20 protein-coding genes are annotated in these 18,473 nt (G+C 59.2%); 19 read left to right on the top strand and 1 reads right to left on the bottom strand.

Going from position 1 to position 18,473, the window contains the following annotated elements; translation table 11 throughout:
* Positions 1-2 precede the first annotated feature (2 nt).
* The 11 genes from FO488_RS03505 to FO488_RS19280 all read left to right on the top strand — a co-directional run bounded on the left by FO488_RS03505 (position 3) and on the right by FO488_RS19280 (position 12,314).
* Entirely contained in the window at positions 3-3,410 is a 3,408-nt protein-coding gene (locus tag FO488_RS03505) for an acyl-[ACP]--phospholipid O-acyltransferase (protein ID WP_149209281.1), read from the top strand.
* 252 nt (positions 3,411-3,662) lie between these two features.
* Complete coding sequence (locus tag FO488_RS19285; protein WP_168205859.1) at positions 3,663-3,836, top strand: hypothetical protein; 174 nt, start codon at positions 3,663-3,665, stop codon at positions 3,834-3,836.
* Between the two features lie 52 nt (positions 3,837-3,888).
* Positions 3,889-4,086, top strand: coding sequence for a hypothetical protein (locus FO488_RS03500; protein WP_149209280.1), 198 nt, complete (start codon positions 3,889-3,891; stop codon positions 4,084-4,086).
* Between the two features lie 38 nt (positions 4,087-4,124).
* A complete protein-coding gene (rhlP, locus tag FO488_RS03495; RefSeq protein WP_168205858.1) occupies positions 4,125-5,012 on the top strand; it encodes a rhombotarget lipoprotein in 888 nt (295 codons plus the stop codon).
* The gene (gene rrtA / locus FO488_RS03490; protein ID WP_149209278.1) at positions 4,979-5,545 is read left to right on the top strand and encodes a rhombosortase; all 567 of its coding nucleotides are present in this window, start codon (positions 4,979-4,981) and stop codon (positions 5,543-5,545) included. Before rhlP ends, rrtA begins: the two co-directional genes overlap by 34 nt.
* A gap of 153 nt (positions 5,546-5,698) precedes the next feature.
* A complete protein-coding gene (locus FO488_RS03480; RefSeq protein ID WP_149209277.1) occupies positions 5,699-5,965 on the top strand; it encodes a hypothetical protein in 267 nt (88 codons plus the stop codon).
* A 108-nt stretch (positions 5,966-6,073) separates the two neighbouring features.
* Entirely contained in the window at positions 6,074-8,701 is a 2,628-nt protein-coding gene (locus FO488_RS03475; protein ID WP_168205857.1) for an ATP-binding protein, read from the top strand.
* Positions 8,698-10,056, top strand: a complete 1,359-nt coding sequence (locus FO488_RS03470) for a sigma-54 dependent transcriptional regulator (RefSeq protein WP_149209275.1) — start codon at positions 8,698-8,700, stop codon at positions 10,054-10,056. The genes FO488_RS03475 and FO488_RS03470 overlap by 4 nt, the downstream gene beginning before the upstream one ends.
* 228 nt (positions 10,057-10,284) lie before the next feature.
* Positions 10,285-10,506: an Os1348 family NHLP clan protein gene (locus tag FO488_RS03465; protein WP_149209274.1), complete on the top strand. Its 222-nt coding sequence runs from the start codon at positions 10,285-10,287 to the stop codon at positions 10,504-10,506.
* A gap of 189 nt (positions 10,507-10,695) precedes the next feature.
* Entirely contained in the window at positions 10,696-12,036 is a 1,341-nt protein-coding gene (locus tag FO488_RS03460; RefSeq protein ID WP_149209273.1) for a carboxypeptidase regulatory-like domain-containing protein, read from the top strand.
* A complete protein-coding gene (locus tag FO488_RS19280; protein ID WP_168205856.1) occupies positions 12,033-12,314 on the top strand; it encodes a DUF1566 domain-containing protein in 282 nt (93 codons plus the stop codon). The genes FO488_RS03460 and FO488_RS19280 overlap by 4 nt, the downstream gene beginning before the upstream one ends.
* A gap of 246 nt (positions 12,315-12,560) precedes the next feature.
* On the opposite strand, the gene FO488_RS03450 is transcribed toward FO488_RS19280, so the two are convergent.
* Entirely contained in the window at positions 12,561-12,824 is a 264-nt protein-coding gene (locus FO488_RS03450) for a hypothetical protein (protein ID WP_149209271.1), read from the bottom strand.
* Positions 12,825-12,948: 124 nt separating this feature from the next.
* On the opposite strand from FO488_RS03450, the gene FO488_RS03445 reads away from it, so the two are divergent.
* From FO488_RS03445 to FO488_RS03410, 8 genes are all read left to right on the top strand, one after another.
* Positions 12,949-13,626, top strand: coding sequence for a zinc ribbon domain-containing protein (locus FO488_RS03445; protein WP_205743340.1), 678 nt, complete (start codon positions 12,949-12,951; stop codon positions 13,624-13,626).
* A gap of 205 nt (positions 13,627-13,831) precedes the next feature.
* Complete coding sequence (locus FO488_RS03440) at positions 13,832-15,139, top strand: site-specific integrase (protein WP_240732165.1); 1,308 nt, start codon at positions 13,832-13,834, stop codon at positions 15,137-15,139.
* 106 nt (positions 15,140-15,245) lie between these two features.
* On the top strand, positions 15,246-15,644 hold the full coding sequence (locus tag FO488_RS03435) for a hypothetical protein (RefSeq protein ID WP_168205855.1): 399 nt from the start codon (positions 15,246-15,248) through the stop codon (positions 15,642-15,644).
* 25 nt (positions 15,645-15,669) lie between these two features.
* Positions 15,670-16,035 (top strand): helix-turn-helix transcriptional regulator, encoded by a 366-nt coding sequence (locus FO488_RS20575; RefSeq protein WP_370514311.1) that lies wholly within the window; start codon positions 15,670-15,672, stop codon positions 16,033-16,035.
* 2 nt (positions 16,036-16,037) lie between these two features.
* Positions 16,038-16,286 carry a hypothetical protein gene (locus FO488_RS03425; protein WP_149209266.1) on the top strand — a complete coding sequence of 83 codons (249 nt, stop codon included), beginning with the start codon at positions 16,038-16,040 and terminating at the stop codon, positions 16,284-16,286.
* On the top strand, positions 16,283-17,608 hold the full coding sequence (locus FO488_RS03420) for an AAA family ATPase (RefSeq protein WP_168205854.1): 1,326 nt from the start codon (positions 16,283-16,285) through the stop codon (positions 17,606-17,608). Before FO488_RS03425 ends, FO488_RS03420 begins: the two co-directional genes overlap by 4 nt.
* Positions 17,609-17,805: 197 nt before the next feature.
* Positions 17,806-18,090: a hypothetical protein gene (locus FO488_RS19600; protein WP_149209264.1), complete on the top strand. Its 285-nt coding sequence runs from the start codon at positions 17,806-17,808 to the stop codon at positions 18,088-18,090.
* 50 nt (positions 18,091-18,140) lie between these two features.
* Positions 18,141-18,353, top strand: a complete 213-nt coding sequence (locus FO488_RS03410; protein ID WP_168205853.1) for a PC4/YdbC family ssDNA-binding protein — start codon at positions 18,141-18,143, stop codon at positions 18,351-18,353.
* The last annotated feature ends 120 nt before the right edge of the window (positions 18,354-18,473 follow it).

The following is an 18,473-nucleotide window of genomic DNA, read 5'->3' as shown; positions in this document are numbered from 1 at the left end:
GTATGTGTGCAGCCGGCGAGACAAACCGTAGCGGAGACTCGAACCTCCCCCGTTCCTTCAGTCGCCTCAACGCGGCCCAGTTCCTTGGGGCCATGAACGACAACATCCTCAAGCTCCTGATCATCTTTTGCCTGATCGGCGTCAAGGGGGCGGACCAGGCCGGCGTGATCACTGCCGCCGTGGGGGCGGCCTTTGTGCTGCCCTTCCTGTTGTTTTCCGCCCCGGCCGGCTGCCTGGCGGACCGGTTGCGCAAGTCGCGCATCATCGTGCTCGTCAAGACGGTTGAGGTCGTGGTGACCGCCCTGGCGGTGGCGGCGTTTTTCATGGGATGGCATAACGGCCTGTATGTGGTGATCTTCCTGATGGCTACCCACAGCGCCTTTTTTGCTCCGGCCAAATACGGCGTGATCCCGGAACTGGCCAATCGCGAACAGCTTTCCCGCGCCAACGGCCTGATCGAATCTTTCACCTACCTGGCCATCATCCTGGGCACCACGCTCGCCTCGGCCCTGACCCAGGCCGCACAGGGCCGCTACTGGCTGGCGGCGCTGTTTTGTCTCGGTGTGGCCTTGGCCGGACTGCTGGCGGCCGGCGGCATGGACGCCACCCCACGCGCCGATGCCAAGCGGCATGTCGCCCTGTTGCCGACCGAGATCCTGCGTACCGTCATAAGCATCCGCCGTGACCGGCACCTGATGCTGGCGGTGATCGGCCAGGCCTATTTCATGTTTGTCGGAGCCTATGCCCAACTCAACCTTATCGCCTACGGCATGCAGGCGCTGCATCTCTCCGAGGCCCACAGCGGCTACCTCTTTCTGGCGGCAGCCTTCGGTATCGGCGGCGGTTCGCTGCTGGCGGCCAAACTATCGGGGAGAGACGTAGAATTCGGCATCGTACCGATCGGCGCAGCCGGCCTGACCATTGCCCCGATCCTGCTGCACGTTGTGCCCTCCGCCCTTGCTTCCTGCCTGGCGATTCTGACATTATTCGGTCTCTCCGCCGGTCTGTTCAGCCTCCCGCTGCAAACCTTCATCCAGTTTCAGGCCGAACCGGCCAAACGGGGCGAGGTGCTGGCCGCAGCCAGCTTCATCAACTGGGTGGCGATCCTGATCGCCTCGGGGCTGACCTGGTTCCTGAGCGGGCCGATGGGACTTTCGGCGGCCCAGGGCTTCAGCATCGTCGGCGTCATCACCTTGCTTCTGACCCTGGCATCCTTCTGGATACTGCCCGACTTCCTGCTCCGCTTCATTGCCTTGGCCACTATGCGCATCTTCTACCGCCTGAATGTCATCGGCGGCGAAAATCTGCCGGTGGAAGGGCCGGCACTGCTGGTCCCCAACCACGTCACCTGGGTCGATGCCCTGCTCCTGACCGCCACCAACCAGCGCCGCATCCGTTTCGTCATGGAGCGCAGCATCTACAACACCCCGCTGTTGCGCGGCCTGTTCCGGCTCATGGGGGTAATCCCGGTCTCCTCTGAGGACGGCAGGAAGGGACTCTTGGAGTTCATGAAGCAGGCGCGGGCTGCGCTGGATGACGGCTACCTGGTCTGCATCTTCGCCGAGGGGCAACTCACCAGGAATGGCATGTTGCGCGAGTTCCGCGGCGGGTTCGAACGCATCGTCAAGGGCAGCGACTACCCCATCATCCCGGTCTACATCGGCGGCGCCTGGGGCAGCATCCTCTCCTACGCCCATGGCCGCCTGCTGTCGCGCCTACCGGCTTTTTCCCCCTATCCCATGACCATCATCTTCGGGAAACCAATGCCTTCGACCAGCACGGCCATGGAGGTGCGCCAGCGAGTATCCGAACTTTCCTGCGATTACTTCGACTCGCGCAAACCGCGCCGTCGTCCGTTGGAACAATACTTCATCCAGTCCGCCCGGCTGCACTGGAAACGCAAGGCCGTTGCCGACACCTCGGGCAGGACCCTCACCTACGGCCATACCCTGACAGGCGCCGTGGCCTTGGCAGGCAAGCTGGAGGGCACCATCGGCACGGCAGGGCACGTGGGGCTGCTGCTGCCGCCGTCGGTGGGAGGCGTACTGGCCAACCTTGCCCTGATGTTGCTGGGCAGGATACCGGTCAACCTGAACTACACCGCCGCCGAAGGGTCGCTGCGCTCGGCCGTCGAGCAGTGCGGCATCACCACCATCGTCACCTCGAAGGCCTTTCTCGAGAAAGTCCCCTCGTTGCCGCGGCTGGAAGGGATGATCCTGCTGGAGGATATCCTGCCCACCATCGGCGCTGCGGACAAATTGCTGGCCATGTTGAAAGCCCGTATCCTGCCGCCCCGGCTGTTGTGCGGCCGTGAAGGCTTCTCCGCCGACAGTGTGGCCACGGTGATTTTCTCCTCCGGCAGTACCGGCGAACCGAAGGGGGTCATGCTGAGCCACCACAACATCATGTCCAACATCGAGGCGCTACGCATGGTCTTCAGGGTCAGTGCCGCCGACAACGTGTGCTCGGCCCTGCCGTTCTTCCACTCCCTGGGCTTCACCGGCACGCTCTGGTTTCCGTTGGTTTCCGGTTTTTCGGCGGCCTATCACCCCAACCCCATGGATGGCGAGAAGATCGCCCAGATGGTGCGGGAGCACAAGTCCACGCTGCTCCTGGCCACGCCTACGTTCCTTTTGGCGTACCTGCGGCGCGCCAAGCGGGAGGACTTTGCCTCGCTCCGATTGGTGGTCACCGGCGCTGAAAAACTCAAGGCCAAGGTGGCCGACTCCTTTCAGGAGCGTTTCGGCGTCAGGCCGATGGAGGGGTACGGCGCCACCGAGCTGGCCCCGGTCATCACCCTCTCCCTGCCGGATGTGGAGGTGGGTGGCGTGCGCCAGTACGGCTCCAAGGAAGGGAGCGTTGGGCACCCCATACCGGGCGTGGCAATCAAGGTGGTCGATCCGGAGAGCGGTATTGAGCAGAAACCGGGTGAGGCCGGACTGATGCTGGTCAAGGGGCCCAACGTCATGCTCGGCTACCTGGGGAGGCCGGACAAGACCGCCGAGGCGATTCGCGGGGGATGGTACGTCACCGGCGATATCGGCGTCATGGACGACGACGGCTTCATCCGCATCACCGATCGCCTGTCGCGCTTCAGCAAGATCGGCGGCGAGATGGTGCCCCACGGTGTGGTGGAGGACGAACTGCACAACCGCCTGGGCCAGACCGGGGTGGTGGCGGTGACTGCCGTGCCGGACGAGAAGAAGGGGGAGCGGCTGGTGGTGCTCTTTGCCCGCGAGGCGGCCGACGCGGGGACCCTGCAGCGGCACATGGCCGAAAGCCCCCTGCCCAATCTCTGGAAGCCGGGGCGTGATTGCTACGTGGAGGTGGAAAGTCTGCCGATCCTGGGGACCGGCAAGCTGGACCTGAAGGGGATCAAGGAGATCGCCCTGGCGGCGCTCGCTGGGTAACGCGATTACATACGACCATGAGCGGCCCCAGAGATGGAGCCGCTTTTTTGAAACAAACGGACTCAAGTATTCATCCAATGCATATCAGCATATCATTAAATGTTCATACGCACCTGCACCAAACATAGCCCTCAAACCATTGCTACACAATTTATACTTTTAATATCATACAGTTATACCGAAAGATGCCTTTTGGCACACTCCCTGTAATACGTTCAGTGAAACACGAACGAACGCAGCAGGGAGACAGTCATGGAAACCTTCATCATCAAACTGGCACTCGCCGCCATCCCCCTGGTTATCCTGGTCGCCTCCGTCACTACCATCTCCAGCCTTTCAACACGGCATACCCGCCATCCGCTGGCCCGGCACCGCACACTGCACAACATTCTGCGGGCTCTGGCGGGCGGCGTGATGCTGCGCTGAAGGATCGGTTGGCCCCATGATTCATAGAAGCACCTCACCAAGGGAGGACGCCATGAAAACCATCATTCACAAACTGACAACAGTCATCATCCCCTTCATCGCATTGACCACCATCGTCACGGTATCCAACGGCATTGCCCACAGGGTCGAACGGCTGCAGGCCGAGGCCATGGTCAGGACCGAACCCGCCCCGGAAATGCTCGGCAACAGCATCGGCGCCGTTATGGACAACCTTTTTTCCGGGAGATAACCATGAGATGGACCCAACCACGAAAGGAGCGATCTGCCATGTTGAAACACCTCGTTATCGTCCTGATGTTCATCCCGCTCACCGCCTGTGCCTATGACGGAAATATCCGCGTGGTACAGCGGCAGAGCAGTCTGGCCACCTACCTCTACTCCGGCAAGGAAACGACCGCGCCTGTGGTGCAGAAAAAACCGCTGGTTCTGCCGATAAAGGTCGGGGTGACCTTTGTCCCGGAAGACGAAAGACATCTCGACATCCCCGAAACCACCAAGAAGCAGGTCATCGAGTCCGTCCGCTCCCAATTGGCATCCCACAAGAAGTACGTTACTGCGGCCTACGCCATACCTTCCACATACCTGCGTCCCAAAGGCGGCGTTGCCGAGCTGGAACAGGTGGCCAGGGAGTTCGACGTGGACGTCATCGTGCTCATGGCGGCGAACCAGTTCCAAAAGCATGAACGGAATTCGCTCGCGGCCTTTCTGGACATTACCGTCATCGGCGGCTTCGTCATTCCCGGGAATACTGTCGATACCAACACGGTGCTTGAGGCGGCGGTCTACCACGTGCCATCCAGAGCCCTCATCTTCCGCGCTGACGGTTCTGACGAAAAAAGGTCGCGTGCCACGCTGTTCGCGTCATCGGGGGCGGCCCAGAAAGACACGGTTTCCAGCATCGAGGACGCCACCAAAAAGCTGGTTGCCACCCTGGCCGAATCACTGGTCAAGTTTGAACATTTCGACGCAACAAAGGCTGCGGAAATTCGGCCCATGGGCTCGGCGCCTTCCGGAGAAGACACCTCACGCGAGAACTACTGGGGCAGGGTCAATGAGTACAAGACAACCGGAGGCGGTTCATTCGACGCGGCTTGGATCGCCATGGCGGGAGTGGGGTTGCTATGTGCAGCAAACAAACGCAAACGGTGCTGCTGACAGCCTGGCTGGCCACGGCGCTGGCTGCCGCAGCGGCAACCGGCGCCCCCGACCGTTGGGCACTGGACATTGCCAGAACCCGGCAGGGCGAATGGTGGCGGCTCATCAGCGGACATCTCGTCCATCTGAACTGGCAGCACTACTGGTACGACCTGCTGGCGCTGGGGTTGGTGCTGATTCTCTGCAGCCGATTGGGCTCAGGCGTCGGGACCATCTCCTGCACCGCACTGTGTGCGGCCACTGTTGTATCGGTGGAGTTGCTGACCTTACATCCGGTGGATGTCTATGGCGGCCTTTCGGGCATCACGGCCGGGCTTCTCAGCTTTGCCGCGATACGCCTGATCGTCCGTGACGCCCGGACCGGAATCGTGCTGCTTGCAGCCATGCTGATGAAGATCTGTCTGGAATGGCTCGGCATAAGCGCTTCGGGCGTGGCCCCCGTCTGGCAGGCCCATTGTGCCGGGGCTGCCGTGGGCGCGCTGGTATCGATATGTTCATTGCCAGGATCACAGAGGGGCGACTGCCGGGTATAGTGGCGGACAAACTATTCTGGAGAATCTTGCCGGTCACGGCACGGTGGAGCGGCTTGCTTCCTTTGTCGCGGCTGGTCTGCTGATGCTTGTGATCGGCTGGCCCGCCCAGGTGCCGCCAGAAAGAGACACGATGCGCGTCTCATGCGCAGAACCATGAAAATTCGGATTAAAACTCTGGAGAAAGAGGAGATTCTGCATCTGTTGCCAGAGCAGAGAGAACTGGTGGCCGCCTATCATGCCGATTTGTTCAACCAATATGCCCTTCACTTCGATATCGATACCAACAGCACAGCTCGACAGATGTCCATGGGAATGCGGATCATTTCCTTTCTGGGGGGCGCTGGCGCTCTCTTCTGGAACCCGAAAAGTTATTTACACAAAATTTGCACAAAACCCTGGACACGTCCGTTGCAGTTTTGATAGTAAACAACGGTCATGGTCCGAATGTCGTGCAAACCGGGATGTCCCGGACGTGATCCCAATGGGCGCGACCCGATCCCCCATCTCCCGGTAACCGAGCACTCTTTTATGAAATACATTTTCGGCATGTTCATCCTGATCGCCGGATGTGCCCTTGCTCTCCCCGCCGTTGCAAGTGACCTGATCGTTTCGCGTGCCGCGCTGGAAGACGCGGCCGGCACCCTGACGATCACCGATGTGGTCGGGCGCGAGTTTACCCCGATCGGTCCGACGCTTTCCCGGGGGCTGACCGACTCCGCGCATTGGCTGCGCCTGCGGGTCCGGGCGCCCGCCAAGGGGAACGAGGTGGTGCTGTTCATTCGCCAGCCTTTTCTCAACGAGGTCCGTCTTTACGAGGCGGACGCGGGGGCCCCGTCGGGCTGGAAGACACGCCTGACCGGCAATCACTATGCTTTCGACACGCGCGATCGCGCCAGAAATTCCCTGGGGTTTGTCGTCAACGTGGCGCCCTCCGGGGCGACCTACTATCTGCGCCTCAAGACCAGGAGTTCGTCGCAGTTGACGGTGGAAGCCCTGGAGCCGGCGGAGGCCGAGCGCGTGGACGACCGGTTCGACCTGATGGCGGTGTTTTTCGTGACCGCCATGCTGCTGCTATTGTCCTGGGCCCTCCACAGTTATCTGCTGGACCGGCTGCCGGTAATCGGCCTGTTTGCCCTGCATCAAGCCATGTACACCCTGTATGGCGTGGCCATTACCGGCTATTTGGCCCCCTTTATCCCTGCCGGTCTTCCTCCGGGCACGATAGACTGGATTACCGTCGTTGCCTACTGCGGATCGAATTTCGCAACCATTCTGTTCTGCCGCGAGCTGTTCAAACCCTATCAGCCCCCGCCGCTGATGATGCGCGGACTCGATCTCCTGCTGTGCGCCTTTCCCCTCCAGCTTGCGGCGATCGTCTCCGGCCATATCTTTTTCGCCATGGTTTCCAACCTGGTGCTGGTCAGGGTGACCTGGTGGTATTTTGTCGCCACGACCTTTACCCTGCGGAGCGAAAGCACCCCGAGCCGCCGTTCGTTGCGACTCTTCTTCGTTGCCGTCGCCTTCATTTTCACCCTGTTCTGGATTGCCAACCGCAGCACCCCCGCCAGCTTGCGGGGAAACACGAGCTACGGCAGGCAGGTGCTGATCATCAACGGCCTGATCATCGGCAGCATATTCGCCATGATCCTGAACACGCGTTCCCGCAGGCTGCAACAGGAGGCGCAGCGGTCCGCCCTGGAGTCGCAGGCGAAATCGGAGTTTCTCGCCCTGGTCAGCCACGAAATCCGCACCCCGCTCAACGCGCTGGTCGGATTCAGCGGCATGGCCCGCACGGCAACCGACCCCGCCCTGATCAACCAGTACCTCGCCATCCTCGAACAATCGTCGCGCTCCCTGATGGAGCTCGTGAACGATATCCTGGACATGAGCAAGATCGAGGCGGGGCGGATGGAGTTCGAAACCGTACCGTTCGATCTGCGGCAGCTCGTCGCCGGTCTGGAGGAGCAGTACCGCCCCCTGGCGGAGCGGAAAATGCTGGCCTTTCAGGTCGGCGTGGCCGACGATGTGCCCGCCTGGGTCCTCGGCGACCCGCTCCGCCTGCGCCAGATCCTCGCCAACCTGCTGGCCAATGCCGTCAAGTTCACCGAAAGCGGCGCGGTATCCTGCACGGTCAGCCAGGCCGGACGACCGGCGGAGGGAGACCGGCCCCTGGTCCGCTTCGAGGTGCGGGATACGGGCATCGGCATCCCCGAAAACGGCCGCGCCCTGCTCTTCCAGCCCTTTCGCCAGCTCGACCCGACGATTTCCCGCAAATTCGGCGGCACCGGCCTCGGCCTGGCCATCGTCCGCAACCTGACGGAACTGATGAAGGGAAGCCTCACCGTCGACAGCCGGGTCGGCGCGGGAAGCTGTTTTACCGTCGCACTGCCGCTCCGGGAAACGGAACCGGCGCCGGACGGCCGTCTTGCACCGGCCGCGGCCCCGGCGCCCCGTGCGGTCCTGGTGGTGGAGGACAACGGATTCAACCGCAGGCTGCTGGGAGAGATCCTGAGATCCTGGGGCCAGGAGGTTACGCTGGCGGAAGACGGCTTGCAGGCGTTGCGGTTCATGGAGCAGCGGCGTTTCGACCTGGTCCTGCTGGATATCCGCATGCCGGATATCGACGGCATCGAGGTTGCCCGCCGCATCAGGCGCCGGGAAGAGGAGCGGGCCGAAATCCCCGTACCGGTCATCGCCATTACGGCCGATGCCGATGCGTCCACCCGCGACGCCTGTCATGCCGCGGGGATCAACGGGGTACTGGCAAAACCGGTGGTCCCCGAACAGCTGGCCCAGGCCATGGCCGCGTGCGGAGGGGAAACCGCCGCAGCGCCGCCCGGCGGGGAGCCGCAGTTGGACGCACAAACCCGGAACGACCTGGCCGGCGACCCGGAGCGCGCCCGGCAGTACCGGGAGATGCTGCTGCAGGATATCGACGGCGAGTTGCGGAGCCTGCAAACCGCCCTCGAACGCGACGACCGCAGCGGACTCGTCCGGGCCGCCCACACCCTGAAAGGTCTGTGCGGACACCTGGCAAACCGGGAGCCGGCCGAACTTGCGGCCTGGCTGCAGCGGCACGCCCCGTCGGCCCGGCCCGAACACCTGCAGCCGGTGGTCGAGAAACTCATGAAACGGATGAAGGGTGGCTATCCATGAACAGTGGCGCACGGATACTGGTGGTTGACGACAAGCAGAGCTTTCGCTTCATGGTCAAGGGATACCTGGACGATGCCGGATACCGGACGGCCTGCGCCGCCGACGGGGCCGAGGCCCTGGCAAAACTGGAAGAGGGGCGCTTCGACCTGATGCTGTCCGACATGGTCATGCCGGGGATGGACGGGGTGGCGTTGTTGCGTCGGGTGCACGAGGTCCGCCCGGACCTGCCTTTCGTGCTGGTCACCGCCCACGGCAGTGTCAACAGCGCCGTGGCGGCCATGAAAGAGGGGGCCGGCGACTACCTGCTGAAGCCGCTCAACCGGGAGGAACTGCTGGTGGTGGTGGAACGGCTGCTCGAAAACGCCAGGGTACGCCACAGTTATGACCGGATGCTGGATTTCGAGCGGGAAAAGTTCAGCTTCCAGAACATGACCAGCCATTCGCCGATCATGGGCAGGGCTCTCGCCGCAGCCCGGCAGGTGGCCGCCTCCCCCCGCACCACCGTTACCATCTCCGGCGAGAGCGGGGCGGGAAAAGAGGTCATGGCCCGGGCCATCCACGTGGCATCCGGGCAGAACATGGCCAGCTTCATAGCCGTCAACTGCGCCGCCATCCCGGAAACCCTGCTGGAGAGCGAGCTGTTCGGCCACGTCAGGGGGGCCTTCACCGGCGCCGACCGCGAACGCGAGGGAAAATGCAGCCGGGCGCACGGCGGCACCCTGTTCCTGGACGAAATCGGCGACATGCCGCTGTCGCTCCAGCCGAAACTGCTGCGCCTGCTGGAAGAGCGGACCTACGAGAAAGTCGGCTCCGACCGCCAGATCAACGCCGACTTCCGGGTCATCGTCGCCACCCACCGCAATCTGGAGGAATGCTGCGACCGGGGGACCTTCCGCCGGGACCTCTTCCACCGGCTCAACATCTTCCCGATCACCATCCCGCCCCTGCGGGAGAGACGCGAAGATATCCCGCACCTTGCGGAACACTACCTCAGGAAATTCCGGCAGCACCAGGGCAAACAGCTCCCCGGACTTTCCCAGATGGCGCTCGACCTGATGATGACCTACGACTGGCCCGGCAACGTGCGCGAACTGCGCAACCAACTGGAATATGCCACCATCGTCACCGGCGGGGACCTGATCCGGCCCGAGCACCTGCGCCTGCAGGAGCATTTTCAGACACAAACCGGGGAGGTGGCCGGCGACCGGATTTCCCTCAACCTCACCTTCTCCCTCGACGAATTCTCTCTCGACACCGTCACCCGCCGGGTTGTCGAATGGGCCCTGGTCAGGAGCAACAACAACAAATCCTCCGCCGCCCGCCTGCTGAAAGCCTCCCGCAAGCTGTTCTACTGACCCCCCAAAGCGCCCGTCCGCCGACCTTCCGGCCAGCCCGCTCCACCAGTTGTCCCAAACGGGACAACATGTCCCCCTCCGGACAGAAACATTCCATCCCATTTTCATAACACACCGAATTTAAACAAAAAAAAATATCCGGCACGGATTTCGCCACTTACTCGGGCAGCAGATCTGCTCCGGGGCGCAATTGTCCCGCAGGGGACAGATGTGCGACGGGAGGCGCCAATGTCACAGGAAGCGGTCGAAAAAGTGCTGGGGCGGTTGATCACCGACGGGCGGTTCCGCCGTCTGGCGACCGAATCCCTTGAGGCGGCCAGCATTCAGGCGGGGTATCGCCTGTCTCCGGGAGAGCTGCGGTTGTTGTCCGGCAGTCTGGAATTCCAGCGCATCTCCGAACTCGCCGAGCGGCTGGACCCGGGGCTGTGCCGGACCGGCGGCTACCCGTAAGCAGGTGTATCCGAAACGGCCACGCGGTTGGGCCAGCGGCCGTCCAGCGGATTTCTTCTGAAACGGCAGCCGACATCGGGCGGATCTGCGGATCGGCCGGAGCGCACCTGCAAACGGAGCAGCCGAACCGGCTTCAGAGTTAGTTCATGCACTAGAAACATATTCGTATCAAACAAGGAGGGGATTGACATGAAACATGCTTTACTCGTGGTTACGCTGTTCTTCGCGGGGCTTGCCTGTACCGGCTGCAGCGGCGACACCCCGTCGCAGACGCAATCGCAACAGGCGCAGATAGCGACCCTGCAAACCCAGCTATCCGCCGTGCAGACGCAATTGTCCAGCGCAAAGGCGGACGGCTCGGTGTACAGCGCCGGGATCACCACCGCGATCGCCTCGCTGAAACAGACGGAAAGCGCATTGGCCACGCTGGCCGGGCAGCCCGCCAACGCCAACGCCACGCCCCTGACGACCGCCGCCAACCAGGTCCTCGTGCTCCAGTCGCTGGCCGCCAGCCTCTCGTCGGATAGCGCCGCCCTGTCGGCCGCATACGCCGCCGCGCAGGCGAGCATCGCCAACCTGACGACACAACTGAACGCCGCCAACGCCCAGGTAGCCAGCCTGACGGCACAACTGGCGGCAAGCGAAAGCACTAACAGCGCCTTGTCCGGCCAACTGGCCGCCGCCAACGCCCAGGCGACCACCCTGACCAATCAGATAGCTACGTTGCAGACGCAACTCGCCAACGCCAACGACACCATCGTAACGCAGGACGCGACCATCGTTTCCCTCAACAGCACCATATCGACCCTCCAGGCGCAGATCAGCGCCATGGTCGCCACCCCGGTAGCCATGAGCGCAAGCGCCCTGACCGCCGCCGTCTCCACCGCCATTACCGTCACCGCCACCTTCCCCAGTACGGAAAACGGTAAAACCGCCACCTTCGCGGCAACGGGCGGCAACCTGCTGACGACCCCGGCTAACGTGACCATTGCCGGCAACACCGCCTCGACGACCTTCAGCTCCACAGCCCCCGGCACGTTCAACATCTATGTGGTGGACGGCCTGCACGCGGGCGGCGCGATAGTGACCATAACGGCAGCTCCCGCGCCCACCTACACCGTGTCCGGCACCATCGCCCTGAACGGAACGGGGCTGCAGAACGTGGCCGTCGCCCTGACCGGAGCCGCCACAGCCGCCGTTATGACCGACGCCAGCGGCAATTACAGTTTTGCCGGGCTGCAGAACGGCACCTACACCGTAACCCCGTCACGGTCCGGATACAGCTTCAAGCCGTCCTCCCTTGCCGTGACGGTCAGCAACACCAATGTCACCGGACGGAACTTCACCGACGTCGTCACGGCTGCCTACAGTTGCAGCGGCACCCTGAGCCCGCTCGGCCGCTGGTGCGACAACGGAGACGGCACGGTCCGGGACATGACCACCGGCCTGCTCTGGCTGAAAAACGCCAACTGCGCGGCCACCCTCGGCGGCGTGACGTCCGGGGGGGGAATACGTGGTTTGACGCCTTGACCTGGAGCAGTTATCTCGCGAGCGGCAGTTGCGGCCTGAGCGACGGTTCCCACGCCATGGACTGGCGATTGCCGACGATAGGCGATTTTGCGGCATTGATCATCGGTACGGAACCGGTATTGGCCGGTACGCCAATGTTTTTTACCAACATCCAGAGCGATTACTACTGGTCGTCCTACAGCATCGGCGGCGGCAATATCTGGGAGGCTGACATGGGCAGCGGCACCGGGGGCAACTTCGACATGGGCAATTCTTACTACATCTGGGCCGTTCGTTGATACCCCGCTCTTCGAACCTTTGATGCGGCGTCCGTTCGACGGGGGCACCAGCCCCCGCCGAACGGAGCGCTTCCCGGATAATTCCAGCTTTTGAACACGCCGAGACCGTTCACGTTGCGACCCGCAATCGCCTTGACGCACCCATCGGGCAGGTGCTTTCGCACGCTGCCAGACACACAAAAGGAGCATCACAAGGGGCAGGTCCACATACTACACAAAATGAAAAATACCGACGCGCTCCCAGCACTACCTTCTCTTCAATTCAAACTCACCCTCAATTTCTCTCGGCCCGTACAGCTTTTTTTCTAGTCTTTCAGACCCCGCCATTTCAATTAGTAAATCTCCGTGCGGCGGCATGAAATCGGATGGTCCGATGAGAATCAAAATCCATTTCGTAATTGGATCAAAAATAAATCTACCTTGATTGTCTGACTGAACCTTTTTATCAGGATGTTCTTTGAAATAAATATCCGCACCAGAAATTGGATTCTTAGATTCCGAGTCAATCACGCGACCAGATAGCTTCGGTGCCTCCGTGTATTTAACAGGGATACAGGCACTTAGGAGCGCAAAAACGCATATGAGGACGATTTTGAATTTCATCATTTTATTTTGGAGAGCATCACAGGGTATAATGAAAGAGTTAGGCAATCAGTACCGTTACTACCGCTGTACCACCAAGAACAACAAACATAAAGACCTCTGCCAGTCGCGCATGGTGCGGCTGGACAAACTGGATGCCGTGATTCTGGACGTCATGTGCCGAAATTTTGTGACTCCGGAACGGGTGGCAGCCATGCTCCGCGAATTGCAGAGAAAAAGCGGCAACCAGAATGATGCCGATATCATGAAAGAGGTCTCCCTGAAACTGGAAGCGGTCAAGCTCCGCATGCAGCGGATTTACAATGCCATTGAAGAAGGGCTGGTCCCCTTGGACGCTGATCTCAAAGAGAGGACTTTGACACTGACCAAGGAGAAGGAAGTGGTTGCAGCTCAAATGCAGGTGCTGCAAAACAGGCAGCAATTACAAACCGACACCATAGACCCGGAGGCCATAACCGAATTTTGCACCCTGCTCCGCGAACGGCTGTTCGATCAGCAAACGCCACTGGCCAAGCAATATCTCAAGAAGCTGGTAAAGGAAGTGGTGTTCAAGAACGATGAGGTGAAAATTATCGGAGGGTATGCGGAACTGGCCGGGGTGATACGGGTGGCGGATAAAAAAAATGATCTGAGCACTCATGCTGGAGTACTCAGATCATCTAGTAGTTGGCTCCCCAACCCGGACTCGAACCATGGACAAGGTGGTTAACAGCAACCTAATCTAATCATTTCATATCTTTTAAATATATTTCTACCGTTTTCAACTCAAACACAAAAACCATTGACAAACAACAAGTTAAGCGCTATACCCATCATCACACCATTTCACTTCATTTCACCCTAGATAACATATTTGAGACCACACGAGAGACCATACGAGATTCATGTGGTCTCAAAAAAAGGGAGGCCACGCCATGAAGTTCACCGACAAGTTCATTCTGAATTTGAAGCCGACCGACAAGATTCAGGATATCAGGGAAGGCAAAGGCTTTGGTATCCGCGTGACACCTGGCGGCGTCAAGACGTGGTTTTTCCTTTACCGCTTCGATGGCCGTAGGCGCTTCATGAATCTCGGCCATTATCCCAGTGTCAGCATTGCCGAGGCTAACAAGCGGTATCGGGACGCCTACAGCCTTTTTGAGCAAGGCAAGGACCCTTTGGCGCTGGCCGACTGCGAACGAGAAGAACGCCGCAAAGCCCCCACCGTTTCCGAACTCGTTACCGATTACATCGAGAAGCACGCCAAGAAGTTCAAACGATCATGGGCGAAGGATGAAGCCATTTTGAACCGTGACGTTATCCCGGCATGGGGCAAGCGCAAAGCTGCCGACATTGTGAAGCGCGACGTGATCGCATTGCTTGATAGCATCATCGACCGCGACGCGCCGGGGATGGCAAACAACTGCTTTCAGATTATCCGCAAGATGTTCAATTGGGCTGTAGAAAAGGATATTCTCACCACAACGCCTTGCCTAGGCGCCAAACTACCCGCGCCCAAAAACATCAAAGACAGGGCATTATCGGACGACGAAATCAGAACCTTATGGAAATCGTTGGAGCGAGACGACCTTTGCATGTCCCTAGAGTCCCGCCGCGCCTTGAAACTCATTCTGGTTACAGCCCAGCGCCCCGGCGAGGTGATCGGGATGCACACCGATGAGATTGACGGTCAATGGTGGATAATCCCAAAGGAGCGGGCGAAAAACGGGCGAGCGCATCGCGTATACCTGACAAAGACGGCTCTTGAACTGATCGGGCCGCTGGAAGCCATGAATGAAAAAGAGGGGAAGATGGAGCCAATGGGGTATATATTCCCCTCCCCTGTTAAGAAATCAGGCAACAAGCCCATGGGCGATACCGCGCTTGCCGTGACCGTTGGGAAGAACCTCACTCATCCACTGGCTGACGACAAGGGCAACCAACTTTTCAATAAGGACGGCTCGCCGGCCACCGAGAACCGCCTGGGAGTTGCCAAGTTCACGCCCCACGATCTCCGCCGGACCGCGAATACCCTCATGGCGGCATCCAAGATCATCAAGGAGCACCGGGAGCGCGTCCTGAACCATACCCTTGAGCGCCTGGACGGCACGTACAACCTGCACGATTACGACGAAGAAAAGCAAATGGCGCTGGAGGCACTGGAAAGGAGATTGAAAATTATTCTGGCCGGAGAGAAGGTAGTTGACCTGGGAACCGAGAGAGCGAAACGAAAATTAGCATAAAGCATCCACACCCTCGATTTCCCCATAAACAACGATAGTTATAACAGATTGATTTACTTGAATAAATTTATTGATTTCATTTGAAACGTGGTGTATTTTCTTATTCATGACGTCGGCCCAAGAAAAACATCGGATACTCGAGCACAACACCTTGGAAAAAATCGCTATCGCGATTGCAGGAGGGCGCTCATGCGCGAAGGTCGAACTCAAATTTAACCAGGGCGGGCTGCAAAACCACAATGCCACTAATGAGGAAAAAAAACTGGTCAGGGAAGTATTAGTCCCTTGCTACGAATATTTCTGTCGTAAAAAGTCCGATATCACGGGCACAGTTATATGCAACATACAGAATGGACGTTTAGCCACTTATTCCAAGTCGCTTGTACGGATACCGACAACAACAAAGATGGTTGAAGCGTATGGGCTAGCTGTCCAGCGTTTAGGTGGTTCGAAGGCCGTCATCAGCAGCAGACGTATGACGGTGGACGCGGGCTCCGACAAATAAAATCAGGTACCAAACGACCCCGGCCATGCCCGGCCGGAATCATCGTGGGCCTGCGTTGATCTTCTCCAAACCGGAGGGGGATCAGTGCAGGCTTTTTTGGTTACCTAATCTTGGAGCACGCATGGAAACAGATCGCATTGTAAGGGAACAGGAACGCAGACTGATAACAGGCCGCAGTAAGGTGAGTTGGTGGCGGGACGAGCAGGCAGGCCGAGTGCCCAAAAGGGTCCAAATCGGCCCCGGCGCTGTCGGTTGGAGATTGTCGGAACTGCTTTGCTGGCTACAGTCTCTCCAAACGGTTGACCAACCTTTGCCGGTAGCCGTACCGGGCGAAGGCAAACGACGGGGGCGGCCTTGCAAGGTGCCGTCCAGGGTAGCCATGGAGGTGTAACCATGACCATGACCAAGACAATAAAAGACCGGAATCTTGTAGCCTATTTACTGGCAAACGGCTTCACCTGCACCTTCGCCCCCCGGCCCGGCACGTCTGAATTAGATGCAGTTTTCCCGTGGTCGGAAGCCCTGGACCACTCTTGCATGGACTACACCGGCAACCGTGGCGTACCTGTTCAGTCGTTTGTTGCCGCATGCCGGTTCATCGGCGAGAAGATCAAGGCCCATCGCCAAGGGGGTACCAGATGAGCAGCCCTCCAATTCCAATCAATCCCGAGACGAACCGTAAATTCAAAGCCACCTATCTGGACACGTTGAAGGTGGACGAGCTGCGGAAACTGGTGCGGGGCAATGGCTGGAAAGGCACAGGAGCGATCCAGGCCAAAAAATCTGACCTTGTGCACTTCCTCATGACTGGCGAGCGGCCTGAATATCGTGTTAGCACGCAACCACCTCCGAGCCGGACGAAGGCGGCCACCGCCCCACGGCCAGCCAGCCCTACACAAGGCATGACCACCCACCAGGCCCGCCCACGATTATTAGTGCCTCTTGCAGAGATTATGAAGGAGCCACTTCAAGCCCGGCCGCTGATCGGGAACCTGATCCGGCAGGACACCACCGGCGTATTGTTCGGTCCTTCTGGATCGGGTAAAACCTTCATCGGTGTTGATTTGGCATGTTCTGTCGCAACAGGCAGCACATGGGCCGGGCACCAATGCCAGCAGGGTGCCGTGCTGTATCTGTGGGGAGAAGCACATTCCGGCCAGCATCAGAGGTTTTCCGCTTGGCAGCATGATCGAGAGCTTGACCCTTGCAACCAAATCACAGTCACAAGTCACCCGATGCCACTGAACCCAGCAACAACGGAAGACCTCATAGAGGCGGCCCATGCGTTTCAAGCCCAATGCGGCCGACCTATTCGACTGATCGTTGTTGACACACTCGCCCGGCATATTGAAGGTGACGAGAACGCAGCCCATATTGTGCAGGGATGGACCAACCAGGTTGACGCCCTCCGGCGCGCTTTTCCGGGCAGCAGCGCCATAATCATTCACCACACCGGAAACGATACGTCACGTATGCGCGGGTCGTCGGCCCTGTTTGCTGCAATGGATTTTGTGATGCGCTGCCATGACGGGTACCTTAGTTTCGGCAAAATGAAGGACGGTCGTCGGCCCGCGCAGCTCAAGTTTGAACTGTCAGAGGTAGAGCTTGGGGCAGACGACAACGGGGAGATCGTAACATCGTGTGTTCCAGAATATGACACGACAAAAAATCCAGAATCTACGGGCACAGACCTTGACGCCAAAGCAGTCCTTGCCGGGCAGACTCTGGGACATCTTGGCGTTAAGGCCACTGATCGGGAGTGGCAGGCCGCTTTCGTCAAAGCCTATACACAACGGAAGGGCAAAAAAACGGATTCCGACACAATCCGTAAATATTTTCGTACCGCTCGCGCCTCATTAATAGAATCCGGACATGTTACCGATGAAAAGGGCTCACGAATGCTTACCAGTAAAGGGATTGCAGCTTTTCTAAAAACGGACGATCAACGGAAAAATCCGGATTAATCCGCAGCACAAAAACGGACGGATTCGCCCCCCCCCTTAAAGGGGGGCTATTCGTCCGGATTGCTGGTACTGGGGTAAACCGTGGGGTCTCATAGCCGACCCCACACCCCGGCCTAGTCTTCCACTTCGCTCCAGACCCGTGTCTGGAAAATATTCCGGCAAAATCATAACAACCAACTACGAAAGGCATACACACCATGACCACCAGGAATGAAGACCTTATCAAGCAGGTCAAGGCCATGCCCCAAAAGACAGGCCGCGCCGATCTCATCAAACATCTCTCCGGCAAACGGTTAACGAGGCAGGCGGCCATCAAGGCCAAATGTTTTGAATGTGTTGGCGGGGAAGACACCAAACCATGCACGGTCCCAACATGCCCTCTGAAGCAATTTTGCCAGTGGAACAGCAGTGGTGAAGGTAGCGACAGGGGGGGTAAAGAAAAAGACTCCCAGATGGCTTCCACAGGGCACCTGGGCCTATAGGGTTAGATGAAGCGTAACGACAATCAAGAGAACACATGGAGAACGGTACAATGGAAACAAGCCTGCTGACCATCGCCGTCAACAAAAACGAAGAAATCCGCCTTATCCGTAAGGACTACCGGGGGAAGTTCTACCTTGACGTGCGGAAGTTCAAGGGGACCGGAGACGAGGCCCAGCCTACCACCAAGGGCTTTATTGCAGAGATGGACGTATGGAAGAAGCTCGCGCCCATAATCGGGGCTGAAATATCCGGGGCAGAGTAAACACATGGGGAGGCTGGCCGTCTCCCCTTTTTCTTTTCATGCCCTATATAACCTAATAAAAGCAGAGTCTTTAAATGCTGTAGCATTAGAAAGGTACACATATATACAAAAGCAAAGTCA

The sequence above is a fragment of the Geobacter sp. FeAm09 genome (assembly GCF_008330225.1).
In the GTDB taxonomy this organism is placed as follows: domain Bacteria; phylum Desulfobacterota; class Desulfuromonadia; order Geobacterales; family Pseudopelobacteraceae; genus Oryzomonas.
This window is presented reverse-complemented; position numbering and strand designations above follow the sequence as displayed.